This is a genomic window from Indolivaga capnocytophagoides DSM 22835, from assembly GCF_000426485.1.
Lineage (GTDB): Bacteria > Bacteroidota > Bacteroidia > Bacteroidales > Dysgonomonadaceae > Dysgonomonas_A > Dysgonomonas_A capnocytophagoides.
This window is the reverse complement of the sequence record NZ_AUFL01000017.1, coordinates 12,781-28,836: the sequence shown is the minus strand read 5'-3', so window position 1 is coordinate 28,836 and position 16,056 is coordinate 12,781. Positions and strand designations below refer to the sequence as shown.

11 protein-coding genes and 1 pseudogene are annotated in these 16,056 nt (G+C 39.2%); all 12 read left to right on the top strand.

Translation table 11 applies throughout. The features are described from left to right. The first annotated feature begins 110 nt into the window (after positions 1 to 110). Positions 111 to 2,570, top strand: coding sequence for a DUF4982 domain-containing protein (locus K322_RS0110235; protein WP_051290750.1), 2,460 nt, complete (start codon positions 111 to 113; stop codon positions 2,568 to 2,570). 186 nt (positions 2,571 to 2,756) lie between these two features. Next, a complete protein-coding gene (locus K322_RS0110230) occupies positions 2,757 to 3,548 on the top strand; it encodes a DUF2797 domain-containing protein (protein ID WP_026626804.1) in 792 nt (263 codons plus the stop codon). Positions 3,549 to 3,682: 134 nt separating this feature from the next. Further along, the gene (gene ppk1, locus K322_RS0110225) at positions 3,683 to 5,737 is read left to right on the top strand and encodes a polyphosphate kinase 1 (RefSeq protein WP_026626803.1); all 2,055 of its coding nucleotides are present in this window, start codon (positions 3,683 to 3,685) and stop codon (positions 5,735 to 5,737) included. Next, the gene (locus K322_RS0110220; RefSeq protein ID WP_026626802.1) at positions 5,709 to 6,593 is read left to right on the top strand and encodes a Ppx/GppA phosphatase family protein; all 885 of its coding nucleotides are present in this window, start codon (positions 5,709 to 5,711) and stop codon (positions 6,591 to 6,593) included. The genes ppk1 and K322_RS0110220 overlap by 29 nt, the downstream gene beginning before the upstream one ends. Before the next feature lie 100 nt (positions 6,594 to 6,693). Then, positions 6,694 to 7,311 (top strand): TetR/AcrR family transcriptional regulator, encoded by a 618-nt coding sequence (locus K322_RS0110215; protein WP_026626801.1) that lies wholly within the window; start codon positions 6,694 to 6,696, stop codon positions 7,309 to 7,311. A gap of 106 nt (positions 7,312 to 7,417) precedes the next feature. Then, entirely contained in the window at positions 7,418 to 8,668 is a 1,251-nt protein-coding gene (locus K322_RS0110210) for a TolC family protein (RefSeq protein WP_026626800.1), read from the top strand. 11 nt (positions 8,669 to 8,679) lie between these two features. After that, positions 8,680 to 9,585, top strand: a complete 906-nt coding sequence (locus K322_RS0110205) for an HlyD family secretion protein (protein ID WP_026626799.1) — start codon at positions 8,680 to 8,682, stop codon at positions 9,583 to 9,585. A gap of 4 nt (positions 9,586 to 9,589) precedes the next feature. Further along, positions 9,590 to 10,501, top strand: coding sequence for an ABC transporter ATP-binding protein (locus K322_RS0110200; protein ID WP_035331863.1), 912 nt, complete (start codon positions 9,590 to 9,592; stop codon positions 10,499 to 10,501). A 4-nt stretch (positions 10,502 to 10,505) separates the two neighbouring features. Beyond that, positions 10,506 to 11,237 (top strand): annotated as a pseudogene (locus tag K322_RS0110195) (ABC transporter ATP-binding protein); the annotation flags it as partial. Between the two features lie 103 nt (positions 11,238 to 11,340). Beyond that, positions 11,341 to 12,447: an ABC transporter permease gene (locus K322_RS0110190; protein ID WP_026626796.1), complete on the top strand. Its 1,107-nt coding sequence runs from the start codon at positions 11,341 to 11,343 to the stop codon at positions 12,445 to 12,447. Positions 12,448 to 12,622: 175 nt separating this feature from the next. Further along, the gene (locus K322_RS0110185) at positions 12,623 to 13,735 is read left to right on the top strand and encodes an ABC transporter permease (RefSeq protein ID WP_026626795.1); all 1,113 of its coding nucleotides are present in this window, start codon (positions 12,623 to 12,625) and stop codon (positions 13,733 to 13,735) included. A 146-nt stretch (positions 13,736 to 13,881) separates the two neighbouring features. Then, on the top strand, positions 13,882 to 15,981 hold the full coding sequence (locus tag K322_RS0110180; RefSeq protein ID WP_026626794.1) for a S9 family peptidase: 2,100 nt from the start codon (positions 13,882 to 13,884) through the stop codon (positions 15,979 to 15,981). Positions 15,982 to 16,056: the final 75 nt, after the last annotated feature.

Here is a 16,056-nt window from a genome sequence, read left to right as displayed (position 1 = left end):
AGATTCCGAATAAGAGGAGTTTTGCTGTTTTGAAAAAGTGACAAAGTTGATATGGTTGTCACTTTCTATGTAGAAATATGTAACTTTATAGAAACGAAAACTGGTAAATTATGATTAAATATTTCACGTCTATTTGTTTGGTTTTATTCTTTTGCAGCAATATTAATTCTCAATCGGTGAGAAGTGAATTTTTGCTAGAAAAAGGGTGGAAGTTCAGCAAAGGCGATTTTGATAATGCAAGTCAGGTAGGATTCGATGACAAGGCTTGGGAGTCTGTAACGATACCTCACGATTGGGCAATATTCGGTCCTTTCGATCGGAAACACGATCTTCAGGAAGTTGCTGTTACGCAAAACGGAGAAACCGTTGCTTCTGTAAAGACAGGGCGGTCAGGCGGTCTTCCCTATGTAGGTATCGGGTGGTACAGGCGCTCATTTGATGTGGATAATTTCAAGAAAGATGATAAACGTGTAACTCTTTTGTTTGATGGAGCAATGAGTGAAGCCCGTGTATATGTAAACGGAAAAGAGGCTATCTTCTGGCCTTTTGGGTATAACTCTTTTCATTGTGATGTTACAGACCTGCTCAATGCCGACGGTAAGAACAATATTGTGGCTGTTCGATTGGAGAACAAACCACAATCGTCACGTTGGTATCCGGGAGCAGGATTATATCGTAATGTTCATGTCGTAGTGACCAATAAGGTGCATGTACCGGTGTGGGGTACATATATAACTACACCCTATGTTTCGAAAGAATATGCATCTGTTAAGTTGAAAACAGAAATCGAGAACAGCGAAAATGAGGATGTACGTATCTTGACCGAAATAAAAGATGCAACCGGTAAAGTCGTTTCAGCGAAAGATAATACATTGAAGATAAATCATGGGAAACCTTTCGAGCAAAATCTGATTGTCGATAATCCTCATTTATGGTCACCCGAAAGTCCTTATTTATATCATGCTGTATCGAAAGTTTATGTAGGAGATAAGCAGGTTGATGAATATACAACCCGATTCGGGATACGTGATATCAAAGTTATAGCTGATAAGGGGTTCTTCCTGAACGGCGAACGCCGAAAATTTCAGGGCGTTTGTAATCATCACGATTTAGGTCCTCTTGGTGCAGCTATCAATGTTGCCGCATTACGCCGTCAATTGACTATGCTTAAAGATATGGGGTGCGATGCCATCCGTACGGCTCATAATATGCCTGCACCCGAATTAGTCGCTCTTTGCGATGAAATGGGATTCATGATGATGGTGGAACCGTTTGACGAATGGGATATTGCTAAATGTAAAAACGGATATCACAGATTCTTCAATGAATGGGCTGAAAAAGATATGGTAAATATGCTGCGCAACTACCGTAACAATGCAAGTGTAGTAATGTGGAGTATCGGTAACGAAGTGCCTACTCAATGTAGTGCCGAAGGGTATAAGGTTGCTTCGTTTTTACAAGATATTTGTCATCGCGAAGATCCGACACGTCCAGTTACTTGTGGTATGGATCAGGTTACTTGTATATTGAGTAATGGATTCGGGGCGATGATTGATGTGCCCGGACTGAACTATCGTGCACATCGCTATGTCGAGTCTTATGCAAAACTGCCACAGAATTTGGTGTTAGGATCAGAGACCGCATCTACAGTCAGTTCTCGAGGAGTATATAAATTTCCGGTAGAGAAAAAAGCAGATGCTTTGTATGATGATCATCAATCTTCGTCTTATGATTTTGAGTATTGTAATTGGTCTAATCTGCCCGATGATGATTTTGCATTGGCAGATGATTATGAGTGGACAATGGGGCAATTCGTTTGGACGGGATTCGATTACTTAGGAGAGCCCTCACCGTATGATACAGATGCATGGCCCAGCCATAGTTCGCTGTTTGGTATTATTGATCTGGCAAGTATTCCTAAAGACCGTTATTACTTGTACAGAAGTGTGTGGAATAAAACTGATAATACATTGCACATCTTACCTCATTGGAATTGGAAAGGTCGCGAAGGACAAAAAACTCCGGTATTCGCATATACTAATTATCCGAGTGCCGAATTGTTCATCAACGGAAAGAGTTATGGACGTCAGGAGAAAAATAATACAACCCTTCAAAACCGTTATCGTTTGATGTGGATGGATGCTATATACGAACCGGGCGAAGTAAAGGTGGTAGCTTATGACAGTAAAGGGAATATTGCCGAAACGAAAATCGTTCGTACTGCCGGAGCTCCCCATCATATCGAATTGGTGGTTGATCGTGACAGTATTTCTGCCGATGGAAAGGATCTGGCTTATATTACAGTACGCGTTGTTGATAAAGACGGAAACCTTTGTCCGGATGATAGCCGTTTAATTGAATTCACTGTAAAAGGAGCAGGTAGATACAGGGCTTCAGCCAATGGAGATGCTACTAGTTTGGATTTATTTCATCTGCCCAAGATGCATGCATTCAGCGGACAACTTACTGCAATTGTTCAGGCTGGAGAGTATGCAGGCACAGCTGTTTTTGAGGCTAAGGCTAAAGGTTTGAAAAGCGCAATCCTCAATATTGAAGTGAAAAATAAGTAACTGAAAGTATTCTATGACGTGTTTTACTGTGATAACAAGTTCTTGCTGTTGTACTTGTAAAGTCGATAAATAGGTCTGAGATCTTAAAATAAATAAGAATACTTAGGAATAACCCGGTTTAATATTAAACCGGGTTTGTTATTATATAGGCTCTTTGTATTTTTGTTGTAACTAAAATAATCGATTATGAGATTCTCAGGTCTTTTGACTAAAATGGAAACCCAATACGGTACGCCTATTCAATACTATTTGCATTTGGGTGAAGATGTGATTGATATGAATCAATTGCTGGGGAATAAAATAAGGGTGAAGTTCGACTATTGTCAATGTATTGAGTGCGGAAAAAAGAAAGAGATTTTTGCAATGGGATTTTGCAAAAACTGCTACTTTACATCCCCTCATGCCGGAGGATGGATCGTCAGACCCGAATTATCCACAGCTCATTTAGGGAAAGCAGACCGTGATCTGGAAGTTGAAGCTTTGGCGCAATTGCAACCTCATATCGTATATCTGGCTAATTCGGGAGGTCTCAAAGTGGGAGTTACACGATTATCCCAGCTGCCTACCCGTTGGATAGATCAGGGAGCCGAATATACTATTCGATTGGCAGAGACTGAAAACCGATATCAGGCAGGACTCATAGAAGTTGCCCTGAAACAACATATGGCTGATAAAACCAACTATCGGAAAATGCTGAAGGAGAATGTTCCTTATTCTGATCTGGTGGAAAAGAAAGATGAAATGTTGAGTTTCGTACCACAAGACTTGTCCTGCTATATTGAACAAGACAATCAAGTGTTGCATCTCGAATATCCTATCCGGGAATATCCATCGAAAGTGAATTCTGTTACCCTTAAAAAAGTTCCTGAATTTGAAGGAACTCTTATCGGTATAAAAGGTCAGTATCTGATGTTCGACAATAATTTTGTGTTTAATATAAGAGGACATGAAGGGTTTGTTGTTGACCTCATGGTTTGATGTTTCAACACCAGAGAGCAGAGTCAAACTCGTGTTTTGTGCTTGTTATCTGTTTCTTTATCAATTCGTCACCGTTTCGTTATAATGTATTTATTCTTTTGTGATACAAACTTGTGTGTTGTATTAGAATAGATATGATTAATAACAGAGATTTAAGCTGGTTGAATTTTAATAACCGGGTGTTGCAAGAGGCTCAGGACAAAACAGTTCCTCTATTACAGCGATTACGTTTTTTAGGTATATTCTCGAATAATCTGGATGAATTTATAAAAGTCCGGGTTGCTAATGTTATAAGGTTAAGCCAGATTAAAGGAAAGAAAGTTCCTTTGTTTTCGGGAAACTATACTCCCCGTGATTTGCTCATCAAAATAAAATCGAAGATAGCCGAATCGCAATTGAAGTTCGACAAAATATATAATGAGATTATATTAGAGATGGAGGAGCATGGTATATATATGCTCAATGAAAAACAATTAACTAAAAAACAAGAGGCTTATTGCCGCGATTATTTTTCACGGATAATAAGTCCTCGGCTTGTACCTCTTATTATCAGAAAAAGAACAGCCATCCCGTTTCTTACCGACAGCAATATATACCATGCTGTAAAGATGCAGAATAAGAATAAAGAAGATACTAAGTATGCTATAATTCAGATTCCTGTAAGTAACAATTGCCCCAGATTCATAGAACTTCCGTCTGAGAAAGGGCTCAATGATATTATCTTTTTGGATGATATCATACGGTTGTGTCTTGATCATATCTTCTTTATGTTTAATTATACTGAGATTTCGGCATATACTTTCAAGCTGACAAGAGATGCCCTGCTCACTGTTGATGATGATGTATCGAAAAGTCTGATAGAGAAAATGGAAGATGGGCTCGAAAACAGAATGCACGGACAGCCTGTACGACTGATTTATGATAAAGAAATGCCGGAAGATCTGTTGGGGATTATTATTTCAAAACTGAAGCTGAAAGATGATGACAGCTGTGAGGCGGGAGAGCGGTATCATTTGAAAAAGGATCTGATGAAATTTCCGAAAATAAGACCGGATCTCGAGTATATTAATCCAACACCGCTCATACATAATGGCATTAAGCCCAGTTCGAGTATCTTGACTGTTGTAAAGAAAAAAGATATTCTTCTTAATTATCCTTACCATACATTTAATCATTTTATTGATTTCCTGAGAGAGGCTGCGATCGACCCCAAAGTCGAAAGTATATCGATAACCCTGTACCGGACTGCCGAACATTCGAAAGTGATCAATGCGCTGGTGAATGCCGCGAAAAACGGAAAAAGGGTGACTGCAGTTCTTGAGCTTTTTGCTAGATTTGATGAAGAACAAAATGTTGAGAATACCGAATTACTACAAAAAGCCGGAGTTAAAGTTATACACGGAGCAGACGGGTTGAAAGTACATAGTAAACTGGTGTTGGTTGAGAGAGCCGAAAGAAAGGAAGTAAAGGGATATGTCTATGTCGGAACCGGTAATTTCAATGAATCGACAGCATTGGTCTATGGCGATTTTGGTTTGTTTACAGCCGAAAAAGCGATTGTTGCCGATACCAGACGGGTTTTCGATTTCTTGGAAAATACACATAAACATTTTCAATGCGATCGATTGATGGTTTCCCCCTATTATATGAGAAGGCAGTTTGAGCAACTGATCGAAAATGAGATCAAGAATGCGAAGAAAGGAATCAATGCATATATTTATGCCAAATTTAACAGCCTGACTGACGAAAATATCATAAAGCTGCTTTATAAAGCTGCGGATGAAGGAGTGAAGATAAGGCTTATCATAAGAGGTGCGTGTTGCATAAAAACAAAGAGTGAAAACATAAAGGCAATCAGTATTGTGGACAAGTATCTCGAACATGCCCGCTTGGTTATATTCGGAAATGGAGGAAAAGAAGAAGTCTTTATTCTGAGTGCAGACTGGATGACGCGTAATCTCGACCGGAGAGTCGAAGTCGGTATTCCTGTTCTGGATGTCAAAGTGAAGGAGACATTGAAATCCTTCTTTGATATTCAGTGGTCGGACAATGTAAAGTCACGTGACTTAAACTCGCCTGATCAGAATTCCTATATAGAAAGAATCGGTGATCAAAAAAACAGATCGCAGATTATGTTGTATGATTTTTATAAAAAAATGTATGAAGACAGAGACACTGGCTGCTATTGATATCGGCTCCAATGCAATCAGGCTATTGATTAGCAGTGTTGATAATAACGGAGGCGTTTCGGATTTTAAAAAAGCAGCGTTCCTGCGTGTTCCCATCCGGTTAGGCGAGGATGTTTTTACAAAAGGAGTGATTAGTGAAGAAAAACGGCAATTGCTGGTAGATGCTTTAACCGGATTTTCATATATAATCAGGGCTTATAAAGTATCCCGATACAGAGCTTGTGCGACAAGTGCTATGAGGGATGCCGCAAATGGCTCCGAAATTGTAGATTACATAAAATCGCATTGTAATATAGATGTTGAAATTATAAGCGGACAGGAGGAAGGTGATATTATATTTGAAGCCGGAGGACTGGATAAGGTGATGGATCGTGACCGCAATTACCTGTATGTAGATGTGGGAGGGGGCAGTACCGAAATTATTTTATATAGTAATTATCAGAAGTTGTTTTCCGAATCGTTTCAGTTGGGAACGGTAAGGATGCTTACGGATACTGTAGAGAAAAAGGAAAAAGGAAGATTTAAATCGAGGTTGCAAGAGATTTACGATCAGTATTATCCGTTGAGTATAATTGCTTCGGGAGGAAATATCAATAAGGTTCATAAAATATTGGGTAAACGGGATGGTGAATATATTGGGGCTACCGAACTGAAAATATTATATGACGCGATGAAAGAAATGAGCTATGAAGAACGGATTCTTAATTATAAACTAAAATCATACAGGGCGGATGTAATCGTTCCGGCTATGAAAATATTTTCAACAATATGCAAGTCCTGTAAAATCAATGAGATATATGCGCCTAAGGTAGGGCTGGTCGATGGCATAATCCATCATATCTATTATAATAGATAGCCGAAATATTTTGAATTTTATTTTTTTATTCCGGAAATATTCTCATATTTGTATTGTCTAACAATTTTGTTAATCAAATTAGATAATAGCCGAAGCAAATATGTCGATAAAAGAAACAGATAGCGAAAAACTTATCTTAGAAGCAGCCGAAGCCGAATTTATCGAAAAAGGCTACGGTAAATCCCGTACTACCGAGATTGCAAAGAGGGCAGGTGTAAACCATGCTATGCTGCATTATTATTTTCGGACTAAGGAAAATTTGTTTGAAGTTGTGTTTAAGAAAAAGGCTAAGCTGATGTCTGAAGTATTACTTTTTTCTTTTACGATGGATCTTCCATTTCTCGAAAAGATTAAAAAGGGGATTGAGGATCACTTCGATTTATTGGCAAAGAATCCAGGACTCCCTAATTTTATTTTTAATGAAATAGCCCATGATGACAGGCTGAGAACATTATTTGTGAATGTTATCAAAGAAAAGGCAAAAGCCATTCGTGATAGCCTGAAGCAGGAAATTGACAATGAGGTGGAGAAAGGCACAATCCGTTATATCGATGCTTACGATTTGCTTTTTAGCATTGTCTCTCTTAATATTTTTGTTTTTATCGGAAAGCCGTTGGTACTAGGGATATTAGAGTTGGATGAAGATCAGTTCTTGCGTTTTTTGGAACACCGTAAGCAGGTAAATGTTGAAATAATTTTGAACAGGTTGCAGTTGTAATTTTTTTATCTTTTTATTAACAAAATTGTTAATCATATTTGTTTGTCCGGGGTGTCAACAAAAAGGTTTTGAGAGCTTAAATAAAAGAATTAAATAACAATAGATTATGAAGTGTCGAGTGTTGATATTGCTTTCTTTGGCTGTTATATCCTGCTCGGGATATGCACAATTGAGCATCGAAGAATGTTATAAAAAAGCAGAAGCAAACTATCCGCTTATTAAGCAATATGGTTTGATAGAGAAGGCGAAGGACTATAATTTGTCTAATGTCGAAAAAGGTTATTTGCCTCAGGTTCAGTTGTCGGCAAAGGGGACTTATCAGTCCGGAGTGACAAAGATTCCCGTAGATATTCCCGGCATCAAAGGAATGAAGAAAGACCAGTATAGTGCAACACTGGATGTAAACCAGAGTATCTGGGACGGAGGAGCTATCAAAGCCCAGAAAGAAAGCATCAGAAGCCAGTCCGAAATAGATAAAAAAAGCCTGGAGGTTACGATGTATTCTATACGTGACAGGGTTAATCAGCTGTTTCTCGGAATACTTCTGCAGAATGAAATGCTCCGTCAAAATGGACTTTATGACGCTGAGTTGCAACGAAACTATAATCAGGTTTCTGCTTATATGCAAAATGGCATAGCCAATCAGGCCGATTTAGATGCAATTGAGGTAGAGCAGATAAAAAACAGGCAGAACAGAACCTCATTGTATCACAGTAAAAAGGCTTATTGCGAGATGCTTTCTGTTCTGACTGGGGAGGAGATAGGAGAAAATACTCAACTGATCAGACCGAATCCAGATCAGTTATACTCTTCCGGAAGTCAACGTCCCGAACTGGCAATGTATGAAGCCCAATATCATAATCTGGATGCTCAGAAAAAAGAAATCAACTCATCTTTGATGCCAAAATTCAATGCTTTTGCAACCGGAGGATACGGGCGTCCGGGGCTAAATATGCTTGAAAGTAAATTTTCTGCTTATTACATAGGTGGTATTTCTTTAAGCTGGAATCTAAGCAGCTTTTATACAAGGAAAAATAAACTGAGCAATATCGAAGTGAATAGGGGCATGATAGATTCTCAACGAGAGACTTTCCTGTTTAATAATCGACTTGACCGGGCTCAAAATGATAATGAAGTTTTAAAGATCAGAGAACTCTTAAATTCTGATGATAAGATAATCTCTTTAAGAGGATCGGTTAAAAAATCGGCAGAAGCTAAAGTTGCTAACGGAACACTCTCCGTATTGGAACTGATGAAAGAAGTCAATGCCGAACAACAATCTATTCAGGATAAAATTGTCCACGAAATAGAATTAATACAAGCCATATATAATCTGAAATATATAACCAACAATTAAGTAATAACAATATGAAAGTACTTAAATATCTGACTGCACTTTTTATAGCATTCAATTTGTATGCCTGCGGAAACAAGGGCTTAGAATACGATGCATCCGGTATCTTCGAGACCACGGAAGTGATAGTGTCTTCGCAAGGGAATGGAGAGATAAAACAATTCGATATTACCGAAGGTGATGTGCTGGAGCCTAATCAGCAGGTTGGGCTGATAGATACACTTCAGCTTTTTCTGAAAAAGAATCAACTGGAAGCAAGTATCGGAAGTGTAAAAAACAAAAAGACAACTCCTGCGACTCAGATCGCGGCTTTACAGCAGCAGATCGAGACTCAGAAAAGAGAGCAAAAACGTTATCAGAACCTAATTTCACTCAATGCCGCTAATCAAAAGCAGCTGGATGATATAAACGCCCAGATCAAATTGCTGGAGAAACAGCTGGCTGCTCAATATGAAACAATTAATAATACAAACAGCAGTCTCACTGATGAGGGTGTATCGCTTGAAGCTCAGATTGCTCAGCTGAAAGATCAAATTGCAAAATCGGTTATAACAAGCCCGATCAAAGGAACGGTACTGGCTAAGTATGCCGAGCAGGGAGAACTGGCGAAACAGGGCAAAGCTTTATTCAAAATAGCTGATATTGAAACAATGTATCTTAGAGCATATATAACCGCCAGTCAGCTTACGACAGCAAAAATAGGACAGAATGTAAAAGTATATTCGGATCTGGGAGAATCGGACAGGAAAGAATACGCAGGAAAGATTACATGGATATCAGACAAAGCGGAATTTACACCCAAAACCATACAGACCAGAGACGAGCGTGCGAACCTTGTGTATGCCATAAAGATAGAAGTTAAAAATGACGGCTATATCAAAAAAGGGATGTACGGAGAAGTTAAGTTAACAGATCAATAAACCGATGGTTACAGTAGAGAATATCTGTAAAAAGTATGGGCAGGTTTCGGCTTTGAGCAATATCAGCTTTGAGACGAGAGCCGGTGAAATATTCGGAATAATAGGACCCGATGGGGCAGGGAAGACTACTCTATTCCGTATACTTACCACATTATTGCTGGCCGATAGCGGCAATGCTGTAGTCGATGGCTGTGACGTGGTGAAAGAATATACGCAGATACGGAAAAAGATAGGTTATATGCCCGGAAAGTTCTCTTTGTATGAAGATCTCACGATAGAAGAGAATCTCGAATTCTTTGCTACCATATTCAATACAACTATAGAAGAGAATTATCACCTCATAGAAGATATATACAAACAGATTGAGCCTTTCAAAAAACGCAGGGCAGGAAAGCTGTCGGGAGGAATGAAGCAGAAACTGGCACTTTGCTGTGCCCTTATACATAGACCGACTGTGTTGTTTCTGGATGAGCCTACGACCGGAGTCGATCCGGTTTCTCGAAAAGAATTCTGGGAAATGCTGCGAAAGTTGAAATCTCAGGGTATTTCTATACTCGTATCTACTCCGTATATGGATGAAGCCTCGCTTTGCGACCGGATAGCATTTATTAGAAACGGGCAGTTTCTGGATATCGATACTCCATTAAATATCATATCTAAGTTCGATGATATTCTTTGGGCTGTTGAGGCGGATAATATGTATCATCTTCTTCTCGATCTGAGAAGTAATAAACAGATCAAGAGTAGTTTTGCATTCGGCGAAAATCACCATGTTACGGTTGATGCCTCTTTGTCTGCCAATGGGTTAATGAAATATTTGTCTGATAAAGGGCATACCAATATCAGTATACGTCCGATTGAACCTAGTATCGAAGATTGTTTTATGCTCATAACCGAAAAGAAAGAAAATGAATGATATAGTAATTAAAGCCACCGACCTGACAAAGAAATTCGGAAACTTTACAGCTGTCGATCACATTAGCTTCGAAGTTGGTAAAGGCGAGATATTCGGCTTTCTCGGAGCAAACGGAGCAGGAAAGACAACTGCTATGCGGATGTTATGCGGACTGAGCAATCCGACCTCAGGTGAAGGACGTGTAGCCGGATTTGATATCAACCGCGAACAGGAAAAAATAAAGGCGAACATTGGTTATATGAGCCAGAAGTTTTCGTTGTATGAGGATCTTAAAGTTTGGGAGAATATACGTCTTTTCGGTGGGATATATGGCATGAAAGAAAGCGATATAAAATCGAAATCAGAGCGGATATTAAGCCATTTGGGTTTTCTCACTGAAAAAAAAACATTAGTACGCGATCTGCCTTTAGGCTGGAAACAGAAATTAGCTTTTTCTGTATCGATCTTTCATTCTCCTAAAATTGTATTTCTGGATGAGCCTACCGGAGGTGTCGACCCTGCTGCCCGCCGTCAGTTTTGGGAAATGATCTATGAAGCGGTCGATGAAGGTATCACTGTATTTGTAACTACTCACTATATGGATGAAGCTGAATATTGTAACCGGGTATCTATTATGGTCGATGGTAAAATAGAAGGATTGGATTCCCCTAAAATGCTGAAAGAACAGACCGGTTCGCAGACAATGGATGAAGTGTTTCTGAAGTTTGCACGATGTGCGGTACGTTCAGATGGTTAGGTCTCAGACCTTTTTGTTGCTTTGGTAAGTAAAACAACCAAAGTCTGTTATAAACTAGAAGTATATCATTAAATACTTTCTGTTACTTATAATTAATAGTTATATGAAGCAATTCTTATCATTCGTAAAAAAAGAGTTTTATCATATATTCAGAGATGTCCGTACTATTCTGATATTGCTTGGTATGCCTATTGCTCAGATTCTGCTTTTCGGGTTTGCCATTACTACGGAAGTTAAAAATACTCAGGTTGCGGTATTCGACTTGTCAAAAGATGCGGTTACAGAGCAAATCATTCAAAAGATTCAGGCAAATGAATATTTTTCGCTGGTGGAGAATCTCAATAACCCCGATCGTATAGAGCAGGTGTTGAGAGAAGGAAAAGCCAGTATGGTTCTGGTTTTCGGAAATGATTTTCAATCCAATATGCTGCATACAGGAGAAGCTGCTGTGCAGGTTATTGTAGATGCTACAGACCCAAATCAGGCTACGACAATGACTAACTACATAACCAATATATTGTCGCAGTATCAGCAGGAAATAGCCGGGCAGTCAGGAAGTCCCAATCTAAAGATAGTACCTCAGGTAAAGATGTTATATAATCCTCAGATGGAGAGTGCATATAACTTTGTGCCCGGTGTGATGGGGTTGATACTGATGCTTATATGTGCGATGATGACTTCTATCGCTATTGTGAGAGAGAAGGAAAAAGGGAGTATGGAGATTCTGCTGACATCTCCGATCAGACCTATTTTTATCATTATCTCTAAAGCAGTGCCTTATCTTACCCTTTCGATTGTCAACCTTATTACCATTCTTTTGTTGTCGGTATTTGTCTTGAAAGTGCCTGTTGCTGGAAGCTTGCCTTTGATTTTTCTTGCCTCTTTTATGTTCATTCTTGTGGCATTGCTTTTGGGGCTTCTGATTTCAAATCTAGTGGAAACACAGGTTGCGGCTATGCTCGTATCGGGAATGGGATTAATGATGCCTACCATGCTCTTGTCGGGTATGATGTTCCCTATCGAAAGTATGCCGGTTGTTTTGCAATGGGTGTCGAGTATAATGCCTGCGAGATGGTATATAAGCATTATTAAGAAGCTGATGATTCAGGGTGTAGACGGTATTTATGTTATACACGAATTTGGCGTTCTGCTGTTGATGATTTCAGTTTTGCTCTTTGTTAGTCTCAAAACATTTAAAAAGAGACTGTGATGGGAATTTTATCTATAGATAACAAATGGGATAATATGCCAATGTGGAAATAAAGTAACAATGAAAAATGTGTAAATCTGCTGTCACTTTTGTAACCTTTTTTCGATTTTATACTTGTTAACTAGTCAACTTGTTTACTATATATACAATGATTAATAATAGACCTTGATTACTTATGTTGAAGTTTTTATTAGAAAAAGAATTTAAACAGATATTGAGAAATTCATTTCTGCCGAGAATGATATTTATGATGCCTGTTATGATGATACTGGTTATGCCTTGGGCTGCCAATCAGGAGGTAAAGAATATCAAACTGTCTGTTGTAGATAACGATCATCGTTCTTATTCGGAACGTTTGATAAATAAAGTTATTGCTTCCGGCTATTTTATTCTTGAGGATGTCTCGGCATCCAATAACGAAGCAATGAAGAGTATCGAATCGGGTTCTGCAGATATTATTCTCGACATTCGTCCCGAGTTCGAAAAAGATCTGATAAAGACTGGTACTGCCAATGTAATGATTTCGGCGAATGCTGTAAACGGAACAAAAGGAGGTCTCGGATCAGGCTATTTATCTGCTATTATGAATGATTTTGCGAGTGAAATAAGTGCCGAACTGGGACTGACTGTTGATAAGGGCATTACTCCCGTTATAAATATAGAGCCGCACAATAAGTACAATGTATTTATGGATTATAAGGTGTTTATGCTGCCGGCATTGGCCGTGATGCTGCTTACTATGATTGCGGGTTTCCTTCCGGCTTTGAATATTGTTGGAGAGAAGGAAGCGGGAACCATTGAGCAGATGAATGTTACCCCTGTAAACAGGCTCGTGTTTATTCTTGCAAAACTGATTCCGTATTGGATAATCGGATTTATTGTGCTTAGTATTTGTTTTATCTTATCAGCCTTGGTTTATGGACTTTGTCCGGTTGGCAATCTGCTGACAATCTATTTGTATGCCAGCGTATACATCCTTACAGTCTCGGGATTGGGGCTTGTTATATCTAACTATTCGGATTCGATGCAGCAGGCTATGTTCGTTATGTTTTTCTTTATGCTGATACTTATTCTTCTGAGCGGGTTATATACTCCCATCAGCAGTATGCCCGAATGGGCGCAGATGATAACGAAGTTCAACCCTTTGAGTTATTTTATACAGGTTATGCGGTCTGTTTATCTTAAAGGCAGCGGATTGATGGATTTGTTGCCGAAGTTGTATGCTTTGTGTGGATTTGCTGTTGTGTTTAATGTTTGGGCGATTGTGAGTTACAAAAAGAGTAACTGATGGGGTGTTGGTCTTGATTTTGAGATATTTGATCTTGGTTTAATACCCTGTTTTATTATCTTATGAAAAAAAAACAATAACTTTGGTTTTCTTTTTAGAGGTAAGTTAATAAATAGGTCTGGGACCTTAATCAATATACAACGTAAATGAAATACAAATCTATTATGGCAATTGCATTGAGTGCAGGCATGTTGGCTTGTGGTTCGGGCAAAGACAGTAAGGAGAAGGATGAGGCTGCGGCTCCCCTTATCGGAAAAGCGACGGTGAAAATAACTGACGGATTGATGACTCCCGAGGCTTTGTACAGTTTTGGAAGAATCAGCGAAGCGGTGGTGTCTCCCGATAAATCTAAGATTTTATATGGAGTAACTTATGTCAGCATTGAGCAGAATAAGACCAACCGTGAGTTATTCACAATGAATATCGATGGCTCTGATAATAAGCAGATCACAAAAACACCAACAGGAGAGAATAGTGCTGTGTGGGTAAAAAACGGTTCTAAGATTGCATTTTTATCCAGTGAAGGCGGTTCTTCGCAAATATGGGAAATGAATCCCGATGGAAGTGATCGGGTAAAGATCAGTGATGTAGAGGGTGGTGTCAATGGATTTAGCTATTCGCCGAATGAAAAGAAAATCCTGTATATTAAGAATGTTAAGTTCGGAGAACGGACTTCTGATATATATCCCGACCTTCCTAAGGCTTCAGGACGCATTATTGATGATCTGATGTACAAACACTGGTCGGAATGGATAGAGGAAATTCCTCATAGCTTTCTAGCAGATTACGATGGCAGTAAGCTAAGCAATGACCGGGATATACTAGAAGGTGAACCTTATGAGTGTCCGATGCTGCCCTTTGGTGGTATTGAACAGCTGGCTTGGAGTCCTGATAGTAAAACAATCGCTTATACTTGCCGTAAGAAAACGGGAATGGCTTATGCTTTGTCAACCAATTCTGATATCTATCTGTATGAAATCGACAGCAAAAAGACTTCGAATATCACAGATGGAATGATGGGATATGATATAAATCCGGTTTTCTCTCCGGATGGAAAATACATAGCATGGCAAAGTATGGAGCGTGATGGTTATGAATCGGATAAGAACCGATTGTTTGTAATGAATCTAGCGACCGGAGACAAAACTTATGTAACCGAAGATTTCGATTATAATACTGATTTCATACAATGGAACAACGACAATCAAAGCTTGTATATCATAAGTTGTGTTGAGGCGAAGACCCAGATCTTTAAGGCATATATTCATACCAAAGAGATTAAGCCTGTAACCGAAGGAGTGCATGATTATGAGTCATTCTCGCTGGCAGGAGATAAACTGATCGCTTTACGTCATTCTATGTCTCAGCCTAATGAAATCTATTCGGTTGATGCAAATACGGGAAAGGCTACACAGATATCTTTTGAAAATAAGGAGATTCTGAATCAGATAACAATGGGTAAAGTAGAGGAGAGATGGATTCCTACAACTGATGGTAAGAAAATGCTGACATGGGTAGTATATCCGCCAAACTTCGATCCAAATAAGAAATATCCAGCATTATTGTATTGTCAGGGAGGTCCTCAAAGTACAGTGAGCCAGTTCTGGTCTTATCGTTGGAATCTGCAGATGATGGCAGCGAAAGGATATATCATTGTCGCTCCTAACCGTAGAGGTTTACCCGGATTTGGTAAAGAATGGAATGAACAGATCAGTGGAGATTACGGCGGTCAGAATATGAAAGATTATCTTTCGGCAATCGATGCTTTGGCTAAAGAACCTTTTGTAAATGCCGATAAGTTAGGTTGTACAGGAGCGAGCTACGGCGGATTCTCTACATACTGGCTTGCCGGAAACCATAATAAGCGATTCAAAGCATTCTTGGCTCATGCGGGAATATTCAATCTTGAGGCTCAATATCTGGAAACCGAAGAAATGTGGTTTGCCAATTGGGATCTGGGTGGTTCTTTCTGGGATCGTAATAATTCTATCGCTCAACGCTCGTATGCTAATTCTCCTCATCGTTTTGTCGATAAATGGGATACTCCTATCATGATTACTCATGGCGAGTTTGATTACCGTATTCTGGCATCGCAGGGAATGATGGCTTTCAATGCAGCAAAGCTTAGAGGCATTCCTACCCGTATGCTTATATTTCCGGATGAAACCCATTGGATAGCCCAGCCGCAGAACGGAATCTTGTTTCAGCGTGAGTTTTTCCGCTGGTTTGATCAATGGCTGAAATAAAAATGGTTTTTGTAATAATCTGATATAAAACATTCTAAAGAAGGCGATGCAAAGAAATTGATTTTTATTGAAATT